General features: G+C 72.7%; 19 protein-coding genes. 15 read left to right on the forward strand and 4 right to left on the reverse strand.

Annotated features, from left to right (window positions below; translation table 11 throughout):
* The first annotated feature begins 138 nt into the window (after window positions 1-138).
* Genes Q2K19_RS18035 through Q2K19_RS18050 form a run of 4 tightly spaced genes read left to right on the forward strand, consistent with a single transcriptional unit; the run spans window position 139 to window position 3,921 of the window.
* The gene (locus Q2K19_RS18035; protein WP_302762462.1) at window positions 139-1,431 is read left to right on the forward strand and encodes a sugar ABC transporter substrate-binding protein; all 1,293 of its coding nucleotides are present in this window, start codon (window positions 139-141) and stop codon (window positions 1,429-1,431) included.
* Window positions 1,428-2,414: a carbohydrate ABC transporter permease gene (locus Q2K19_RS18040; RefSeq protein WP_302762463.1), complete on the forward strand. Its 987-nt coding sequence runs from the start codon at window positions 1,428-1,430 to the stop codon at window positions 2,412-2,414. Before Q2K19_RS18035 ends, Q2K19_RS18040 begins: the two co-directional genes overlap by 4 nt.
* Complete coding sequence (locus tag Q2K19_RS18045) at window positions 2,411-3,241, forward strand: carbohydrate ABC transporter permease (RefSeq protein WP_302762464.1); 831 nt, start codon at window positions 2,411-2,413, stop codon at window positions 3,239-3,241. Before Q2K19_RS18040 ends, Q2K19_RS18045 begins: the two co-directional genes overlap by 4 nt.
* Window positions 3,242-3,276: 35 nt before the next feature.
* On the forward strand, window positions 3,277-3,921 hold the full coding sequence (locus Q2K19_RS18050) for an MOSC domain-containing protein (RefSeq protein WP_302762465.1): 645 nt from the start codon (window positions 3,277-3,279) through the stop codon (window positions 3,919-3,921).
* A gap of 13 nt (window positions 3,922-3,934) precedes the next feature.
* Here the strand turns inward: Q2K19_RS18050 and Q2K19_RS18055 are convergent, their stop codons facing one another.
* Both Q2K19_RS18055 and Q2K19_RS18060 read right to left on the reverse strand, forming a co-directional pair.
* Entirely contained in the window at window positions 3,935-4,801 is an 867-nt protein-coding gene (locus Q2K19_RS18055) for a hypothetical protein (protein ID WP_302772600.1), read from the reverse strand.
* A gap of 110 nt (window positions 4,802-4,911) precedes the next feature.
* On the reverse strand, window positions 4,912-5,697 hold the full coding sequence (locus tag Q2K19_RS18060) for an enoyl-CoA hydratase-related protein (protein ID WP_302762466.1): 786 nt from the start codon (window positions 5,695-5,697) through the stop codon (window positions 4,912-4,914).
* 19 nt (window positions 5,698-5,716) lie between these two features.
* Between Q2K19_RS18060 and hemW the strand changes: the two genes are divergently transcribed.
* Window positions 5,717-6,940 (forward strand): radical SAM family heme chaperone HemW, encoded by a 1,224-nt coding sequence (gene hemW, locus Q2K19_RS18065; RefSeq protein ID WP_302762467.1) that lies wholly within the window; start codon window positions 5,717-5,719, stop codon window positions 6,938-6,940.
* 39 nt (window positions 6,941-6,979) lie between these two features.
* Here the strand turns inward: hemW and Q2K19_RS18070 are convergent, their stop codons facing one another.
* A complete protein-coding gene (locus Q2K19_RS18070) occupies window positions 6,980-7,627 on the reverse strand; it encodes a DUF4870 domain-containing protein (RefSeq protein WP_302762468.1) in 648 nt (215 codons plus the stop codon).
* Between the two features lie 194 nt (window positions 7,628-7,821).
* On the opposite strand from Q2K19_RS18070, the gene hrcA reads away from it, so the two are divergent.
* The 4 genes from hrcA to Q2K19_RS18090 all read left to right on the forward strand — a co-directional run bounded on the left by hrcA (window position 7,822) and on the right by Q2K19_RS18090 (window position 12,322).
* Entirely contained in the window at window positions 7,822-8,844 is a 1,023-nt protein-coding gene (gene hrcA, locus Q2K19_RS18075; protein ID WP_302762469.1) for a heat-inducible transcriptional repressor HrcA, read from the forward strand.
* Between the two features lie 73 nt (window positions 8,845-8,917).
* Window positions 8,918-10,060 (forward strand): molecular chaperone DnaJ, encoded by a 1,143-nt coding sequence (gene dnaJ, locus Q2K19_RS18080; protein ID WP_302762470.1) that lies wholly within the window; start codon window positions 8,918-8,920, stop codon window positions 10,058-10,060.
* 1 nt (window position 10,061) lies between these two features.
* Window positions 10,062-10,796 (forward strand): 16S rRNA (uracil(1498)-N(3))-methyltransferase, encoded by a 735-nt coding sequence (locus Q2K19_RS18085; RefSeq protein ID WP_302762471.1) that lies wholly within the window; start codon window positions 10,062-10,064, stop codon window positions 10,794-10,796.
* Window positions 10,797-11,059: 263 nt separating this feature from the next.
* Window positions 11,060-12,322 carry an ISL3 family transposase gene (locus Q2K19_RS18090; protein ID WP_302762472.1) on the forward strand — a complete coding sequence of 421 codons (1,263 nt, stop codon included), beginning with the start codon at window positions 11,060-11,062 and terminating at the stop codon, window positions 12,320-12,322.
* Window positions 12,323-12,481: 159 nt separating this feature from the next.
* On the opposite strand, the gene Q2K19_RS18095 is transcribed toward Q2K19_RS18090, so the two are convergent.
* Window positions 12,482-13,243 carry an SDR family NAD(P)-dependent oxidoreductase gene (locus Q2K19_RS18095; protein WP_302762473.1) on the reverse strand — a complete coding sequence of 254 codons (762 nt, stop codon included), beginning with the start codon at window positions 13,241-13,243 and terminating at the stop codon, window positions 12,482-12,484.
* A gap of 93 nt (window positions 13,244-13,336) precedes the next feature.
* On the opposite strand from Q2K19_RS18095, the gene Q2K19_RS18100 reads away from it, so the two are divergent.
* The 6 genes from Q2K19_RS18100 (at window position 13,337) to Q2K19_RS18125 (ending at window position 18,533) form a co-directional block, all read left to right on the forward strand.
* On the forward strand, window positions 13,337-13,687 hold the full coding sequence (locus tag Q2K19_RS18100) for a histidine triad nucleotide-binding protein (protein ID WP_302762474.1): 351 nt from the start codon (window positions 13,337-13,339) through the stop codon (window positions 13,685-13,687).
* A 21-nt stretch (window positions 13,688-13,708) separates the two neighbouring features.
* Window positions 13,709-15,085 (forward strand): serine hydrolase domain-containing protein, encoded by a 1,377-nt coding sequence (locus tag Q2K19_RS18105; protein ID WP_302762475.1) that lies wholly within the window; start codon window positions 13,709-13,711, stop codon window positions 15,083-15,085.
* 134 nt (window positions 15,086-15,219) lie between these two features.
* A complete protein-coding gene (locus tag Q2K19_RS18110; RefSeq protein ID WP_302762476.1) occupies window positions 15,220-16,278 on the forward strand; it encodes a PhoH family protein in 1,059 nt (352 codons plus the stop codon).
* A gap of 17 nt (window positions 16,279-16,295) precedes the next feature.
* Window positions 16,296-16,769, forward strand: a complete 474-nt coding sequence (ybeY, locus tag Q2K19_RS18115; protein ID WP_302762477.1) for an rRNA maturation RNase YbeY — start codon at window positions 16,296-16,298, stop codon at window positions 16,767-16,769.
* Window positions 16,745-18,154 (forward strand): hemolysin family protein, encoded by a 1,410-nt coding sequence (locus tag Q2K19_RS18120; RefSeq protein ID WP_302772602.1) that lies wholly within the window; start codon window positions 16,745-16,747, stop codon window positions 18,152-18,154. The genes ybeY and Q2K19_RS18120 overlap by 25 nt, the downstream gene beginning before the upstream one ends.
* The gene (locus tag Q2K19_RS18125; protein ID WP_302762478.1) at window positions 18,147-18,533 is read left to right on the forward strand and encodes a cytidine deaminase; all 387 of its coding nucleotides are present in this window, start codon (window positions 18,147-18,149) and stop codon (window positions 18,531-18,533) included. Before Q2K19_RS18120 ends, Q2K19_RS18125 begins: the two co-directional genes overlap by 8 nt.
* Window positions 18,534-18,538 lie beyond the last annotated feature (5 nt).

Consider the following 18,538-nt stretch of genomic DNA (forward strand, 5'->3'; position numbering starts at 1 on the left):
CACCCCTGCCGCCCGGGCGGCCGGCTGCGATACGGTCGCCTCGCCCGGACGTCGCGAGTACCCCCTGTTGTAAAGGAAATTTTCCTACTAAGGTGCGGCGGAGAAGGTTAGTGCCAAGCGGCGCGAGGGAGATACGGCGTGAACAGGTGGAAGCGGCTGGCTCCGGTCACCGCCATCGTGGCCTCGGCCGCGATGGTGCTGGCTGGGTGCGGTGGCTCCGGCGATGACGACAAGGCCGCCGACAACAGCAAGCTGACGGTCTGGATGATGGGTGAGGGCGGCGACGCCCAGACCAAGTTCCTCGACGGCGTCGAGGCCGAGTTCAAGAAGAAGCACCCCGAGACCGACGTGGTGGTGCAGTACATCCCCTGGCTCGAGGCGCCCAAGAAGTTCCAGGCCGCGCTCGCCGGTGGTGAGGGTCCGGACGTCACCGAGCTGGGCAACACCGAGACCCAGGGCTGGGCGGCGCAGGAGGCCCTCGCCGACGTCTCGGGCAAGTTCAACAGCTGGACCGAGGGCAAGGACATCCTGCCCGACCTGGTGAAGAACGCCCAGCTCGACGGCAAGCAGTACGGCGTCCCGTGGTACGCCGGCGTCCGGGCCATCTACTACCGGACCGACTGGTTCGCCGAGGCCGGCGTGAAGCCGCCGACGACCTGGGACGAGCTGGTCACCGTCGCCAAGACGGTCCAGGCCAAGAAGCCGGGCAAGTACGGCATCGCCCTGCCCGGCAACTCCGAGCTGCCGTTCTACTCCTTCCTCTGGGCCTCCGGCGCCGAGATCGCCACCAAGCAGGGCGACACCTGGAAGTCCGGCTACAACACGCCGGAGGCGCAGAAGGCGGTCAAGTTCTGGACCGACCTGGTGACCGTGCACAAGGTCGCCCCGCCGGCCGCCGCCGGCTGGAACGAGATCGACGCCCGGACCCAGTTCGCCACCGGCAACGCCGCCATGGCGTTCGCCGGTAGCTGGCAGGGCGGCGCGATGAAGAAGGACAACCCCGACATCGAGAAGGTGTGGGGCACGTTCCCCATCCCCGGCCCGGACGGCAAGCCGGCCCCGGCCTTCGCGGGTGGTTCCGACATCGCCCTCTGGAAGGACAGCAAGAAGCAGGACCTGGCCTGGGACTACCTGACCGTGCTGCTGAGCAAGCAGAAGGACCAGGAGTTCGCCAGCAGCCTCGGCTTCTTCCCGGTGTACAAGGACCTGGTCAGCGGCGGCAACTACGCCAACGACAAGGTGATGGCCGCGTTCGCCACCGCCATGCAGAACACCAAGCTGACCCCGCTCACCCCGAAGTGGGTCGAGGTCAGCCGCACCAAGACGGTGACCCAGGCGATGAACAGCTCGGTCATCAAGGGCCAGAAGACGGTCGAGAAGGCTACCGCCGACGCGGCCACCGAGATGGAAAGCATCCTCAACGCCAAGTGACCACGCTGACCGAGGCCACCGGCACAGCCGCCGCGCGGGAGACCCCCGCGCGGCGGCGCCGCCGTGTGGACCACCTGCCGTACGTTCTGCTCCTGCCCTGTCTGGCGATCATCGTGGGGCTGCTGCTCTGGCCGCTCGGCCAGGTCGTGGCGATGTCCTTCTACAAGCTGGACAGCGTCCGGCAGCTGCGCGGGGACCGCGAGTGGCCGTGGGTGGGCCTGGCCAACTACGCGCAGATCCTCGGCGACCCGTTCTTCCGTACGGTGCTGCGCAACACCGTGCTCTTCGCCGCGGCGACCGTGGTGCTCACGATGATCCTCGGCACCCTGGTCGGGCTGCTGCTCAACCGGCTCGGCAGGAAGATGGCCACCTTCGTCGCGAGCTGCGTGATGCTGGCCTGGGCCACCCCGGCGCTGACCGGCACCATCGTCTGGAAGTGGATCTTCGACGACACCAGCGGCCTGGTCACCTGGCTGTTCAACAAGCTCCCGGGCGGGCTCTCCAGCACGCTCTTCGGGCGCAGCGACTGGACCGGCTACGGCTGGTTCAACGATCCGCTGCTCTTCTTCGCGATCCTCACCCTGGTGGTGGTCTGGCACTCCTTCCCGTTCATCGCGGTGAGCGTGCTGGCCGGGCTGAAGAGCGTGCCGAGCGAGCTGCAGGAGGCAGCCCGGGTGGACGGGGCCGGGCCGTGGCGGGTCTTCTGGTCGGTCACCTTCCCGATGCTGCGCCCGGTCTTCGGCATCCTGGTGGTGCTCTCCACGATCTGGGACTTCAAGGTCTTCACCCAGCAGTTCGTGCTGGCCGGCGGCACGCAGGACCGGCCGACGTTCATGCTCTCGATCTACTCGTACGCGGAGGCGTTCTCGCCGCCGCCCAAGTACGGCCTGGGGTCGGCGATCGCGGTCATCCTCACCCTGATCCTGCTCGCGGTGACCGCCCTGTACGTCCGCATGGTGCTGCGGCAGGAGGACGAGTCGTGAAGAAGATCGCCCTCAACGGCGCCGGCCTGCTGGTCGCCCTCTTCGCGGCGTTCCCGGTCTACTGGATGATCGCCACCTCGCTGAAGCCCAACCGGGAGATCTTCTCGGCCACGCCGCGCCCGGTACCGGCCGAGCCGACGCTGGCGCACTACCGGGAGATCCTCACCGGGAACCTGATCCCCGGCGTGACGTTCGCCGACTTCTTCCTCAACAGCGCCCTGGTGGCGGTGGCGACCGTGCTGCTCAGCGGCCTGGTCGCGCTGCTCGCGGCGACCGCCGTGGCCCGGTTCCGGTTCCGGCTGCGGACCACCTTCCTGATCCTGCTGCTCGTGGTGCAGATGATCCCGCTGGAGGCGCTGGTCATCCCGCTCTTCCTGATGATCCAGCGGCTCGGGCTCTACAACACCCTGCCCAGCCTGATCCTGACCTACCTCGGCTTCTCGCTGCCGTTCGCGGTCTGGATGCTGCGCGGCTTCGTGGCCGCGGTGCCGAAGGAGTTGGAGGAGGCGGCCGCGATCGACGGGGCCAGCCGGGCCCAGACCTTCCGCCGGATCCTCTTCCCGCTGGTCGCGCCGGGCCTGGTGGCGACCAGCATCTTCTCCTTCATCACCGCGTGGAACGAGCTGATCTTCGCGCTGACCTTCATCAACGACCAGGACCGGTACACGCTGCCGGTGGCGATGACGTTCTTCTTCGGGCGGGACGACACCGCCTGGGGGTCGGTGATGGCCGCGTCGACGCTGTTCACCCTGCCCGTGATCGTCTTCTTCCTGCTGGTCCAGCGCCGGATGGTCTCCGGCCTGGTCGCCGGCGCGGTCAAGGGCTGAGCCGGGCGCCCGGCCCGGCGACTAGGCTGACCGCCATGACGGGCAGGGTGGCGGCGGTGAACCTCGGCGTGGTGACCGAGGCGGAGTGGGCGGGCGACCCGAGCGGCCGCAGCGGCATCGACAAGCGGCCGGCCGACGGCCCGGTGCCGATCCGGTTCGCCGGGCTGGCCGGCGACTTCATCGGCGAGCGGGCCCACCACGGCGGCCCCGACCAGGCCGTCTACACGTACGCCGAGGAGGACGCCGGCTGGTGGGCGGCCGAACTGGGCCGGTCGCTGCGGCCGGGCGCCTTCGGCGAGAACCTCACCACGTACGCGGTGGACGTGACCGGCGCGGTGATCGGCGAGCGGTGGGCGGTCGGCACCGCCCTGCTGGAGGTGACCAAGCCGCGCACCCCGTGCACCACCTTCGCCGGGTACTGGGGCATGCCCGACCTGATCAAGCGGTTCACCGTGCGGGCCGCGCCCGGCGCGTACCTGCGGGTGCTGCGGGAGGGCGAGGTCGGCGCGGGCGACCCGGTCGAGGTGGTGGACCGGCCCGCACACGGGGTCACCATCGGCCACGTGTTCCGGGCCACGACGCTGGAGCCCGAACTGCTGCCCGCGCTGCTCGACGTGCCGCAACTGCCGGAACCGGTCCGGGCGAAGGTCCGCCGCCGGCTCGGCCTCGCCTCCGCCTGACCGCCGGCCCGGGTCAGGTCGCGGCGAAGACCTCGGCGAGCACCTGGCTCGGGGCGCCGCCGCCGTCGCGGACCTTGGCCCAGGTGCCGTGCTCGGCGGTCCACTCCAGACCGCCGAAGCGGACCCGCTTCACGCCGTGGTCGTCGGCGTGCGAGACCAGCCAGTGGGCGTACCGCCAGCCGTTGCGGCTGTCGGCCGCCGGGACGGCGAAGTCGGTCAGGTCGATCGGCGTGGTGAGCCCGGACAGCCCCCAGTCCAGGGCCAGGTTCTCCGCCAGCGACGCCGCCGCGGCCGGCCCGCGCACCGTCGGCGTCGGCCCGACCGTGCAGGCCACCGCGCCGGTCGCGTGGCCGAGCAGCGCGCGGGTGAGCACCTCCGACTCGTCCGCCCACTTCTGGTACGCCTCCGGGTAGGCCGACCGCTGCACCCGCTGGGCGGCCTCGGTGACCCGCAGCTCCTCCCAGCCCTTGACCTTCTTCAGCGCGGCGTAGAACTTGTTCGCCGCGTAGCGCGGGTCGCGGATCTGCTCCGGGGTGCCCCATCCCTGGCTCGGGCGCTGCTGGAACAGGCCCAGCGAGTCCCGGTCGCCGTGCGCGATGTTGCGCAGGTGCGACTCCTGGTAGGCGGCGGCCAGCGCCACCACCACCGCTCGCTCCGGCATCTGCCGCTGGGCGCCGATCGCCGCGATGGTGGCCGCGTTGGCCATCTGGTCGGCACTGAGCACGACCTCGCCGTCGGCGCGCACCGTGCAGGTGCGGCTCGGCACCGGGAGGCTGAGCTGGTGCCCGAACTGCTTCGCGACGAACCACACGCCGAGCAGGGCGACCACCGCCACCGCCACACCGGCTGCCACGATTGCCGCTCGAGTTCGCACCCGCACCTCCTGCCCCGACAGTTCGACCAATGTACGTCGCCCGGCGCGCGCCCCGGGTCGGCCGACCGGCTGTCTCCCGCTGCGTCACCGCGTCGCCACGCCCCGCGCCGGCGGCCTCAGTCCTCGCTGGGCACCCAGGCGGCGGGCCGCTTCTCGCGGAACGCCAGCACGCCCTCCCGGCCCTCGGCGGAGAGGAAGTACCCCGTGGAGACAGCGGCCAACTCGGTGATTTCCGCGCGCAGGTCGGCGGCCGCCGGCCGGCGCAGCAGCTCCTTGGTGCCGGCCAGAGCCTTCGGCGCACCCTTCACCAGCGAGGCGCAGTAGCGCTCCACCGCGGCGTCCAGGCCGTCCGCCGGCACGGCGGCGGTGACCAGGCCGATCTCGGCGGCCCGCCGGCCGTCGAAGGTGTCGCCGGTCAGGTACAGCTCGGCGGCCGCCCGCGGCTGCAGCCGGGGCAGCACGGTCGCCGAGATCACCGCCGGGATCACCCCGATCCGGACCTCGGTGAAGGCGAACGTCGCCTCCTGCGCGCAGACCGCCAGGTCGGCCGCTGCGATCAGGCCCAGGCCGCCGGCCCGGGCCGGCCCGGCCACCTTGGCCAGCACCGGCTTCGGGCACTCCCGGACCGCGACCAGCACGTCGCCGAGCATCCCGGCGGGCACCGTCCCGCTGGCGTACGCGGCCGCGGTCTCCTTCAGGTCCGCCCCGGAGCAGAAGACCGGCCCGGTGTGATCCAGCACGACCGCCCGCACCGCGTCGTCGGCGACCGCGGCGGCCAGCCCGGCCAGCAGCTCGGTCATCAGCGGGGTGGAGAGCGCGTTGCGGTTGTGCGGGCTGTCCAGGGTGAGGGTGGTCACCCCACGGGCCGTGGCGACCCGCACGAGAGCGTCCGGAGAGGTCATGCCGGGCACACTAGTGGCCATGCCCGGCGCTCTTCCAGAAGGCGAATCCGTCCCGCGCGACGGATCGCTGCCCCCTGCCGCCCTGCGCGCCGTCGGCGCCCGCGGCTTCGGGGTGTACGTGCACGTTCCGTTCTGCGCCAGCCGCTGCGGCTACTGCGACTTCAACACGTACACCGCCGCCGAGCTGGGCGGCGGGGCCAGCCGCGAGTCGTACGCCGACACCGTGCTGGCCGAGCTGGCCCTGGCCGGCCGGGTGTTGGGCGACACCCCGCCGCCGCGGGTGGACACCGTCTTCGTCGGCGGCGGCACCCCCACCCTGCTGCCCGCCGACGACCTGGCCCGGATCCTGGACGGCATCGACCGCACCTGGGGGCTGGCCGCCGACGCCGAGGTGACCACCGAGGCCAACCCGGAGTCCGTCACCCCGGAGTCGCTCAAGGCGCTGCGGGCGGCCGGGTACACCCGGATCTCGCTGGGCATGCAGTCCGCCGCCCCGGGGGTGCTGGCGATCCTGGACCGGCAGCACAGCGCCGGCCGGGCCACCGCCGCCGCGCTGGAGGCCCGCGACGCCGGGTTCGAGCACGTGAACCTGGACCTGATCTACGGCACGCCGGGGGAGAGCGCGGCGGACTTCGCCGCCTCGCTGGACCAGGTGGTCGCGGCGGGCGTGGACCACGTCAGCGCGTACGCCCTGATCGTGGAGGACGGCACCCGGCTGGCCGCGCGGATGCGGCGCGGCGAGCTGCCGTACCCGAGCGACGACGTGGCGGCGGACCGCTACCTGGCCGCGGAGTCCGCCCTCGACGCGGCCGGCTTCTCCTGGTACGAGGTCTCCAACTGGGCCCGCTCCGAGGCGGCCCGGTGTCGGCACAACCTGCTCTACTGGGCCGGCGCCGACTGGTGGGGCCTCGGCCCGGGGGCGCACAGCCACGTCGGCGGGGTGCGCTGGTGGAACGTCAAGCACCCCAGCACGTACGCCCAGCGCCTCGCGGCGGGGGAGTCCCCCGGCCTGGCCCGGGAGGTGCTCACCCGGGACGAGGCGCACATGGAGGACGTGATGCTGCGGCTGCGGCTCGCCGAGGGCCTGCCGCTGGACGTGCTGGACGAGGCGGGCCGGGCGGCGGCCGGCCGTGCCCTGGCCGACGGCCTGCTGGATGCCGGGGGCTACGCGGCCGGCCGGGCGGTCCTCACCCTGCGCGGCCGGCTGTTGGCCGACGCGGTGGTCCGCGACCTGCTGCCCTGAGCGGTGCCGGCCGGCCGGGGGAGCGGCCGACCGGCCGGGTCACTTGGTGAAGCTGTAGCTCAGCGGGTAGCGGTAGAGCACGCCTTCGTTGGCCTTGACCCCGGCGATGATCCCGAAGATCAGCGGCACGATCCAGACAAGCATCGGGACGAAGAACAGAATCCCGCAGGTGATCAGGGTGAGCACCCAGCCCAGCACGCTGGCGGCCGCCCAGGTGATCTGGAAGTTCAGCGCCGCGACGGCGTGGGCCCGGACGGTCGGCGACTGCTGCCCCCGGCTCATCAGCGCGATGAGCGGGGCGACCCAGCCGAGCAGGCCACCGCCGACAATCACGCCGGCGGCGCCGCCGAAGTGCGCCACCAGCGCCCAGGTCTTGTCGTCGTTGTTGGCGTAGCCGGCGGGCGGGCCGTACGCACCACCGCTCGGGTACCCGGCACCAGGCGGCGGATAGCCGCCCGGCGGGGGGTAGCCACCGGGGGGTGGATAGCCACCTGACGGCGGCTGGCCGCCGGAGGGCGGCGGATAGCCACCGGGCGGGGGATAGCCCCCTGCGCCCGGAGGCCCGGACAGTGGTGCGGTGGGGGGCTCGTCCGCCGACGAGGAGCCGTGGGGGGCCGACGGCGGGGTCGCCTCCGGCGGCTGGGCGCCGGGGTCGCCCGCTCCGGGAGGGCGAGGAGGTTCGGTCATGCCGGTCACGGTAGGTCCCGCCGGCAAGGGCACACCAGAGCGGAATCGTCCGGCATGTCCGGCTGATCGGCTCTGGCGCGCGGTGTGCCGGGCCGCACCGGAGGTCCGTCGCTGATCATCGCGTCGGCGGGTATGCCGACGTAGACTGGCACTCGCTACAGTCGAGTGCCAGTCGGCGTCAGGAGGTGGGGGAGATGGGTCTCGACGACCGCAAGCTCGCCGTGCTGCGCGCGATCGTCGAGGACTACGTCGCCACCCAGGAGCCGGTGGGCAGCAAGGCCCTGGTCGAGCGCCACCAGCTGGGGGTCTCCCCGGCGACCGTCCGCAACGACATGGCGGTGCTGGAGGAGGAGGGCTACATCCGGCAGCCGCACACCAGCGCCGGCCGGGTCCCCACCGACCGCGGCTACCGCCTCTTCGTGGACCGGCTCTCCCGGGTCAAGCCGCTCAGCCCCGCCGAGCGCCGGGCCATCGAGCGCTTCCTGGTCGGCGCGGTCGACCTGGACGACGTGGTGCACCGCACGGTGCGGCTGCTGGCCCAGCTCACCCGCCAGGTCGCCGTGGTGCAGTACCCGAGCCTGGCCCGCTCCAAGGTGCGCCACCTGGAGCTGGTGCCGATCTCCACCACCCGGCTCATGGTGGTCATGATCGCCGACACCGGCCGGGTCGAGCAGCGCCTGGTGGAGATGCCCGGGCCGATCCCTGCCGACGACGTGACCGACCTGCGCCGGCTGGTCAACGAGAAGCTGGTCGGTACCCGGCTGTCGGAGACCCCGCCGCTGGTACAGGCGCTGGTCGACGAGTCCTCCCCGCAGCTCCGGTCGGCCATGGCCACCCTCTCCAGCGTGCTGCTGGAGACACTGGTCGAGCGGCACGAGGAGCGCATCGCGCTGGCCGGCACGGCCAACCTGACCCGGGGCGGCCTGCTCGACTTCCAGGGCACGCTGCGCCCGATCCTCGAGGCGCTCGAGGAGGAGGTCGTGCTGCTCAAGCTGATCGGCGAGGCGGAGCCGAGCACCACCCGGGTGCTGATCGGCGACGAGAACGAGATCGACAACCTCCGGGCCGCCTCCGTGGTCAGCACCGGGTACGGCCCGGGCAGCACCATCATGGGCGGGCTCGGCGTGCTCGGGCCGACCCGGATGGACTACCCCGGCACCATCGCCACGGTGCGGGCCGTGGCACGCTACGTGGGCGAACTGCTGGCCCAGAACTGACCAGTCAGGGCCGACGGCCGAGCGGCGGCCGACGCGGCGCAACGCGAGACGAAACACGAGGACACCGAACGCAGTGGCCAGGGACTACTACGGCATTCTCGGCGTGAGCCGGGACGCCTCCGACGACGAGATCAAGCGCGCCTACCGCAAGCTGGCGCGGCAGTTCCACCCGGACGTGAATCCGGACCCGGAGGCACAGGAGAAGTTCAAGGACATCAACGCCGCGTACGAGGTCCTCTCGGACGACCGGAAACGGCAGATCGTCGACCTGGGCGGCGACCCGCTCGCGCCGGGCGGCGGGGGCGCCGGTCCGGGCGGTCCGGGCGGGGCGGGCCCGTTCGTCGGGTTCCAGGACATCATGGACGCGTTCTTCGGCGGCGCGGCCGGCGGCTCGCGCGGGCCGCGGCCGCGTACCCGGCCGGGCGCCGACGCGATCCTGCGGCTGGAGCTGGACCTCAACGAGACCGCGTTCGGCGTGGAGGCCCCGATCACGGTCGACACCGCGGTGCTCTGCACCACCTGCTCCGGTGCGGGCACCGCGGCCGGCACCCACCTGGCCACCTGTGAGGCGTGCGGTGGGCGGGGCGAGGTGCAGTCGGTGCAGCGCACCTTCCTCGGCCAGGTGGTCTCCGCCCGGCCGTGCACGGTCTGCCAGGGCTACGGCACCACCATCCCGCACCCCTGCCCGACCTGCGCTGGCGACGGCCGGGTGCGGACCCGCCGCTCGCTCACCGTCAAGATCCCGGCCGGGGTCGAGGACGGCATGCGGATCCGGCTGGCCCAGCAGGGCGAGGTCGGCCCGGGCGGCGGCACCGCCGGCGACCTCTACGTGGAGATCCACGAGCGGCCGCACGACGTCTACTCCCGCAAGGGCGACGACCTGCACTGCCGGGTCACCGTGCCGATGACCGCCGCCGCGCTGGGCACCCGGCTGACCATCAAGACGCTGGACAGCGAGGAGACGGTCGACGTCAAGCCCGGCACCCAGCCCGGCAGCACGCTGCGGCTGCGCGCCCGGGGCGTCCCGCACCTGCGCGGCACGGGCCGAGGCGACCTCTACGTCCACCTGGACGTGCGTACCCCTACCAAGCTCGACCCCGACCAGGAGCGGATGCTGCGCGAGTTCGCCAAGACCCGGGGCGAGGAGGTCGCCGAGCTGACCAAGCAGGGCGGCTTCTTCTCCCGGATGCGCGACGCGTTCAACGGGCACGCCTGACGTGTCGGCGCCGCTGTTCCTGGTGGAGGCGCTGCCCACCGGCGACACGCTGACGCTCGACGGCCCGGAGGGGCACCACGCGGCGACCGTGCAGCGGCTGCGCGTCGGCGAGGAGCTGCTGCTCGCCGACGGCCGGGGCGGCACGGCCGCCGCCGTGGTGACCGCGGTCGGCAAGGGCACCCTCGACCTGTCGGTCACCTCCCGGGGGTACGTCGACGCGTCCGTCCCCCGGCTGGTGGTGGTGCAGGGCATCGCCAAGGGCGACCGGGGCGAGCTGGCCGTGCAGGCGATGACCGAGGTCGGGGTGGACGAGATCGTCCCGTGGGCGGCGTCCCGCTCGGTGGTGCAGTGGCGCGGCGAGCGCGGCGTACGGGCCCGGGAGAAGTGGGCGGCCACCGCCCGCGAGGCGGCCAAGCAGGCCCGCCGGGCGTGGCTGCCCGTGGTGGCCGGTACGCCCGACGAGTCCACGACCACCGTCACGCGCCGGATCGCCGGGGCCGCCGCCGCGTTCGTGCTGCACGAGGAGGCCGACGACCGGCTGACCACCGCCGAGCTGCCGGAGACCGGCGAGATCGTGCTGGTGGTCGGCCCGGAGGGCGGCATCGCCCCCGTCGAGCTGGCCGCCTTCCGCGAGGCGGGCGCCCGTACCGTCCGGCTCGGCCCGTCGGTCCTCCGCACCTCGACGGCGGGCGTCGCCGCCCTCAGCGCCCTCTCCACCCGCCTGTCCCGCTGGTGACCGGCCAGGTCCTCGGTCTGCCCTGAGCACAGTGGCTTCGCGCCGAGCGCGGCCGGCCCTGCTCGTTGGGGAAGCGAGCGCAGCGCGGCCCGGCGTGTCGCGGTCACTAGCGACATTCATTGAGAGCGACATGCCTGAGAGGCATATTTATGGGTCTTGTGGCGCATCTGTGGGTGGTGCGGTGCGTCGTTGATGGCGCACGCCGTTGTCCTGCCTAGGTTCTGGCTTGTCGAAGGTCAGAACTGGATGGGTGGGAGAACGGCGTGCGTTCTGCCAGGGTATGGGCTGGGCTGCTTGGGGTCGAGCAGGCGGTGGTGGAGGACGTCGAGTTCGACCCGGCCGAGTCGGTGTTGGTGGCTCGGGTGCGGGTGCGTAAGGCTGCTCGGCAGCGGTGTCCGCATTGCGGGCGGCGGTGTGCGCGGTATGACGCTGGTGTTCGTCGTCGGTGGCGGGCGTTGGATCTGGGCGTGGTGCGGGCGGTGATCGAGGCGGACGCGCCTCGGGTGTCGTGTCCGGTGCATGGGGTGGTGGTCGCGGCGGTCCCGTGGGCTCGTCATGGGGCGGGGCATACTCGGGCGTTCGACGCGACGGTGGCGTGGTTGGCGGTGCACACCACGAAGTCGGCGGTGTCGCGGTTGATGCGGATCAGTTGGCGCACCGTGGGGTCGATCGTGGCGCGGGTGTGGGCAGACACCGGTGGTCTGCAGGACCGGTATGACGGGTTGCGTCGTATCGGTATTGACGAGGTCAGCTACAAGAAGGGCCACCGGTATCTGAGCGTCGTGGTGGATCACGACACCGGTCGGCTGGTGTGGGCTGCGCCGGGCAAGAGCGCGGCGACGCTGAACGCGTTCTTCGACCTGCTCGGCCCGCAGCGCACGGCCGCGATCACCCACGTGTCCGCCGACGGCGCCGATTGGATCACCACGGTCATCCGTCGTCGCTGCCCGAACGCCGTCCGCTGCGCCGACCCGTTCCACGTCGTCGCTTGGGCCACCGACGCCGTCGACCGAGTTCGCCGGCAGGTGTGGAACGAGGCCACCGGCCGTGGGGCCGGCCGTCGTGGCGTCGCTATCGGTGAGGCCCGGATGTTGAAGAACACCCGCTGGGCGTTGTGGAAGAACCCGGAGAACCTGACCGAGGGTCAACGGGCCAAGCTCGACTGGATCGCCAAGACCCACCCCCGCCTGCACCGGGCATGGGCGCTCAAGGAAGGCCTGCGCTGCATTTTCAGCCTGGCCAAGACCAGCCCGACCGCCGCGGTCGAAGCCCTCGACAGGTGGATCGGCTGGGCCCGCCGCAGCCGCATCGACATCTTCATCGACCTGCAACGACGCGTCACCCGCCACCGCGACGCGATCATCGCCGCCATCGAACACGGCATGTCCAACGGCCGGATCGAGTCCGTCAACGCCAAGATCCGCCTACTCACCCGCATGGCCTTCGGCTTCCACTCCCCCGACGCCCTCATCGCCCTGGCCATGCTCAGCCTCGGCGGCCACCGGCCCCAACTCCCCGGCCGCTGACCCACACATCCGACACAAGACCCATATTTATGCCTCTCAGGCATATCGCTCGCCAGTCTTGTCTCTCCTCCGGCAGGGCGGGGTCCGGCCCGACCGACAGGCGCTGGCGCCGGCCTGAGCCGGGCGGCCGCGCGCTGCGGGTGGCCTGCGGCGGCGGGGTCAGGTGCGCAGGTAGGAGGCGCCGTTGAGGTCGAGGATGGTGCCGGAGGCCCACTCCGCCTCAGGGCTGGCCAGCCAGTGGACGGCGGCGGCGATCTCCTCGGGGCGGGCCACCCGGTTGAACGGGGACTGGGCCCGGATCGCGTCGCCCCGCTCGCCGCTGAGATGGCTGGTGGTCATGTCGGTCGCCACGAACCCGGGCGCCACGGTCGCCACCGCGATGCCGTACGGGGCGAGGGCCAGGGCCAGCGACTGGCCGAGCGCGTTCAGCCCCGCCTTGCTCGCCCCGTACGCCGGCTGCTCCGGCTCGCCCCGGAAGGCGCCCCGGGACGACACGTTGACGATCCGGCCGCCCCGTTCGCGCAGGTGCTGGGCGGCGCACCAGGTGACGTTGGCGGCACCGGTCAGGTTGGTCTCCATGACCAGCCGCCACTGCTCCCGCCACTGCTCGTAGGTGGCGCCGAAGACCGGGTGCGGGAGGTCCCGCGGGCCGTAGACGCCGGCGTTGTTCACCAGCACGTCGAGCCCGCCCAGCCGGTCGGCCGCCTCGTCGACCATGGCCCGCACCGCGTCCGGGTCGGCCAGGTCGGCGCGGACCACCACGTGCCCGTTGCCGGGCAGCTCCGCCCGTAGCGTCTCGGCCAGCTCCGCCGAGTCCCGGTGGTGGATCGCCACCCGGTCCCCGCCCGCCGCGAACGCCCGGGCCACCGCGCGCCCGATGCCGCGCGAGGCTCCCGTCACCAGTACCGCCCGTCCCGCCATGCGCGCCATCCTGCCGCACCTGCCGGCCGGGTCGGGAAGAGCCCCTTCCTGTGCCCGAGGCGTTGAGACGGGACGCTTCCTTACACTGCCGGAATGGGAACCGACTGCCTGTTCTGCCGGATCGTCGCCGGGGAGATCCCCGCCACCATCGTGCGGGAGACCGCCACCACCCTCGCGTTCCGGGACATCGACCCCAAGGCCCCCACGCACGTGCTGGTGATCCCGAAGGAGCACTACGCGGACGTGGTGACCCTGGCCGAGGGCGACCCGGGGCTGGCCGGTGAGGTGCTCGCCACCGCCGCCGTGGTGGCCGAGGAGGAGGGGCTGACCACCGACGGCTTTCGGCTGATGTTCAACACCGGCCCGTGGGGCGGCCAGGAGGTCTTCCACGTGCACGCCCATCTGCTCGGCGGCGCCCCGCTCGGTCCGATGCTCTGCCGCTGAGACACTCCCTAGACTGCTCCCATGATCACGGTGCATGACCGGCTCGGCCGGATGGTGCGGCAGGCGCAGGCGCACGGTCGGATCCCGGCGGTCTCGGTCGCCCTGCACCGGGCCGACCGGCCGCTCTGGAGCTGCGCGGTCGGCGAAACCGGTAACGACACCTCGCTCGGCCCGGAGACGGTGTTCCGGATCGGCTCGGTGACGAAGACCTTCACCTCGCTGCTGGTCATGCAGTGCCGCGACGAGGGGATGCTCGACCTGGACGACCCGGTCGGGCGGCACCTCGACCTGCCGGCGCACGGCGAGCTGACGGTCCGCCGGCTGCTGTCGCACACCGCGGGCCTGCAACGCGAGCCGCACGGCGACGTCTGGGACAGCCTGCGCGCGCCCGACGTGGCCCAGCTCGTCGCCGACCTGGCCCAGGTGGAACGGGTGCTGCCCACCGGGCGGCGCTACCACTACTCCAACCTCGGGATGGCGCTGCTCGGCGAGCTGGTCGCCCGGCTGCGCGGCGGTACCTGGGCGGAGGTGCTGGCCGACCGGGTGCTGGCCCCGCTTGGGCTGACCGGCACCGGCCCGACGCCGGGGGAGCGGGCGGCGACCGGGTTCCTGGTCGACGCGTACTCCGACGAGGCGCACCGGGAACCGCCGACCGACTTCGGCGCGGTGGCCCCGGCCGCGCAGCTCTGGAGCACCGCCCCGGACATGGCCCGCTGGGCGGCCTTCCTGGCCGACCCGGCCGCTCTCGACCCGGCCGGCGCGGTGCTCACCCCGGCCACCCTGGAGGAGATGCGCTGGCCCCGCACCACCACCGACGAGACGCTCTGGGCGGCCGGCTTCGGGCTGGGCCTGATCCTGGTGCCGCAGCCGGGGCGGGTGATGCACGTGGGGCACGACGGCGCCATGCCCGGTTTCCTGGCCGCCGTCTACGGCCGGCGGGGCGGCGACGGCACCGCCGGCGCGATGGGCTGCGCCGTGCTCGGCTCCTCCGGCACCGGCGTGGAGGTGTTCGACCTGCCGCACCGGCTGCTCGCCGCGGCCGCCGAGCACGACCCGGCCGAGATCGAGCCGTGGCGGCCCGGCGCGCCCGCCCCGGACCACCTGCGCGGGATGCTCGGCCGCTGGTGGGGCGAGGGCTTCGAGTACGTCTTCTCCTGGCACGCCGGGACGCTGCGCGCCCGGGGTGCGGACGACCCGGCCGGCAAGCCGCCGGCGGTGTTCGCGCCGCTGCCGGAGCGGCCGGACGTGTTCCGGACCGTCGCCGGCCGGGAGGTCGGTGAGCTGCTCCGGCTGACCCGCGACGAGCGCGGCGCGGTGGTCCGGATGCACTGGGCGACCTACCGCCTCACCCGCCACCAGGAGACCTTTGACAGGTACGACTTCCGCACCGGTAGCTGATCTCCTACCGGCGGAAATGGGCGAGGTGCGGCCGGTGTTGACCCGATACGATGGGTGTAACGTCCGCACGCCGCGCCAGCAGGGCCCGGCGCCGAGATCGAGAGCAGGTGGCGTAGGGCCCGACGGCCCGATCTATGACCGGCACCCCACCTCCCGGCCCGCCCCGGGTGCAGACCAGGATCACGGTCCCCGAGCAGAAGATCATGGTCAATCTGCTCGGCGCGGGCGACGAGATCCTTCGACTCGTCGAACGCTCGGTCAACAGTGACGTCCACGTGCGGGGCAACGAGATCACCATCACCGGCGCGCCCGCGGACAACGCCCTCGCCGAGCGCCTCTTCAGCGAGCTGCTCGAACTCATCGAGAAAGGCGAGACCCTGACCACTGACGCCGTGCGGCGTACCGTCGGCATGCTCGAGCAGGGCAGCGCCGAGCGGCCCGCCGAAGTCCTGACGCTCAACATCCTCTCCCGGCGCGGGCGCACCATCCGTCCCAAGACGCTCGGGCAGAAGCGCTACGTCGACGCGATCGACGCGCACACCATCGTGTTCGGGATCGGCCCCGCCGGCACCGGCAAGACCTACCTGGCCATGGCGAAGGCCGTCCAGGCGCTCCAGGCCAAGCAGGTCAACCGGATCATCCTGACCCGGCCGGCGGTCGAGGCGGGGGAGCGGCTGGGCTTCCTGCCCGGCACCCTGAACGAGAAGATCGACCCCTACCTGCGGCCGCTCTACGACGCGCTGCACGACATGCTCGACCCGGAGTCCATCCCGAAGCTGATGGCCGCCGGCACCATCGAGGTGGCGCCGCTGGCCTACATGCGGGGTCGGACGCTCAACGACGCGTTCATCATCCTGGACGAGGCGCAGAACACCACGCCCGAGCAGATGAAGATGTTCCTCACCCGGCTCGGCTTCGGTTCCAAGATCGTGGTCACCGGTGACGTCACCCAGGTGGACCTTCCGGGCGGGACGACCAGCGGCCTGCGGGTGGTCCGGGAGATCCTGAGCAACGTCGAGGACGTGCACTTCGCCCAGCTCTCCAGCTCCGACGTGGTCCGCCACAAGCTGGTGGGCGAGATCGTCGACGCGTACGCCCGCTGGGACGCCGAGCGGGAGAACCAGCAGGCGCAGAGCGTGCACGCCGTGCCCGGGCGCACCGCCCAGGGCGGCCGGGCCGGCCGGCGCCGCTAACCACCAGAGGAAGACAGTTGTCCATCGAGATCGCCAACGAGTCGGGTGTCGAGGTCGACACCGACGCCGTGCTCGCCGTCGCCCGGCACGCCCTCGACGAGATGGGGGTCAACCCCCTCGCCGAGCTCTCCATCCTGCTGGTCGACATCGACTACATGTCCGAGCTGAACCACCGCTGGATGGGCGGCGACGGCCCGACCGACGTGCTCGCCTTCCCCATGGACGAGGGCAGCGTCGACCACGGCCCGGGGGAGAGCAGCCCGGCCGGCGGTGAGCCGGCCCTGCTCGGCGACATTGTGCTCTGCCCGGAGGTGGCGGCCAAGCAGGCGGCCACCGCCGGCCATTCGACCGCCGACGAGCTGCACCTGCTCACCGTGCACGGCGTGCTGCACCTGCTCGGGTACGACCACGCCGAGCCGGAGGAGGAGCGGGAGATGTTCGGTCTCCAGGCCCGCCTGCTGGCCAGCTGGCGGTCGACCCGGTCGAAATGATGGTCACCCTGGCGGCCGGCGCTCCCGCCGGACTGCCCGACGTCCAGCTCATCGTCTTCGCGGCGGGGTTGGTGGTGCTCGCCGGCCTCATCGCGATGACCGAGGCGGCGCTGGCCGCCGTGTCCCCGGCCCGGGCCGCCGAGCTGGCCCGCGACGGCGTACGCGGCGCGCGTACCCTCCAGGCGGTCGCCGCTGACGTGGTCCGCCACCTCAACCTGCTGCTCCTGGTCCGGTTGCTGGCCGAGCTGACCGCCACCACGCTGGTCGCGCTGGTGGCGGTGGACAGCTTCGGCGCCGGCTGGCGGGCCGCCCTGGTCACCGCCGGAGCGATGACCGTGGTCAGCTTCGTGGTGGTCGGCGTGGCGCCGCGCACCATCGGCCGGCAGCACGCGTACGCGGTGGGGCGGGTGGTCGCCCCGCTGGTGCGCTGGCTGGGCCGGGCGCTCAACCCGCTGGCCTCGCTGCTCATCCTGATCGGCAACGCGGTCACCCCGGGCAAGGGGTTCCGGGAGGGCCCGTTCGCCAGTCAGGTGGAGCTGCGCGAGGTGCTCGACCTGGCCGAGCAGCGCGGCGTGGTGGAGCACGGCGAACGCCAGATGATCCACTCGGTCTTCGCCCTCGGCGACACCATCGCCCGCGAGGTGATGGTGCCGCGTACCGAGATGGTGTGGATAGAGGAGCGCAAGACGCTCAGCCAGGCGCTGGCGCTCTTCCTGCGCTCCGGCTTCTCCCGCATCCCGGTGATCGGCGAGAGCGTGGACGACGTGCTCGGGGTGCTCTACCTCAAGGACCTGATCCGGCGGACCCAGGGCGGCGACCCGCGCACCGCGGAGCTCCCGGTGTCGGAGCTGATGCGTCCGGCGACCTTCGTGCCGGAGTCCAAGCCGGTCGACGACCTGCTCTCCGAGATGCAGGCGGCCCGCAACCACCTGGTCATCGTGGTCGACGAGTACGGCGGCACCGGCGGTCTGGTCACCATCGAGGACATCCTCGAGGAGATCGTCGGCGAGATCACCGACGAGTACGATGTCGAGCGCCCGCCGGTCGAGCGTTTGGCGGACGGGTCCGTGCGGGTGACCGCGCGGCTGCCCGTGGAGAACCTGGGCGAGCTGTTCGACACCGAGCTGCCCACCGACGAGGTCGAGACGGTCGGCGGCCTGCTCGCCCAGTCGCTGGGCCGGGTGCCGATCCCCGGGGCCGAGGCCGAGGTGGCCGGGCTGCGGCTGATCGCCGAGGGCACCACCGGTCGGCGCAACCGGATCGACAGCGTGCTGGTGAGCCGGGTCGAGCCGAGCGACGCACCCGAGAGCGCGGGGCGCGGCGAGTCCGCCGAGTCCCGCGGCAACCACAACCGTTCCGAGGAGAGGCAACCCGCCGATGCCTGAGTCACCCACCGTGCCGGCCGCCCGGCCCACCCCGTCCGACCCGGCCGAGCTGAGCCCCGAGGACGGCAAGCTGGTCGTCCTGGCCCGGGGCGCGCGTGGCCGGGTCGGCGCCGTGGAGGGCGCGGCGGTGCGGGACCAGGACGGCCGGACGTACGCGGCCGCCAGCGTGGCGCTGCCGTCGCTGACGCTGACCGCGCTCCAGCTCGCGGTCGCCTCGGCGGTGGCCGCCGGCGCCACCCGGCTGGAGGCCGCGGTGGTGGTCACCGAGGCCTCGACGCTGGACGGCGCGGGGCACGCCGCCGTCCGGGACCTCTCCGCCGACGCGCCGGTCCACGTGGCCGCGCCGGACGGCACCGTCCTGGGCACGGTGGTCGAGTGAGCGGC

The sequence above is a fragment of the Micromonospora sp. NBRC 110009 genome, from assembly GCF_030518795.1.
Taxonomy (GTDB): Bacteria; Actinomycetota; Actinomycetes; order Mycobacteriales; family Micromonosporaceae; genus Micromonospora.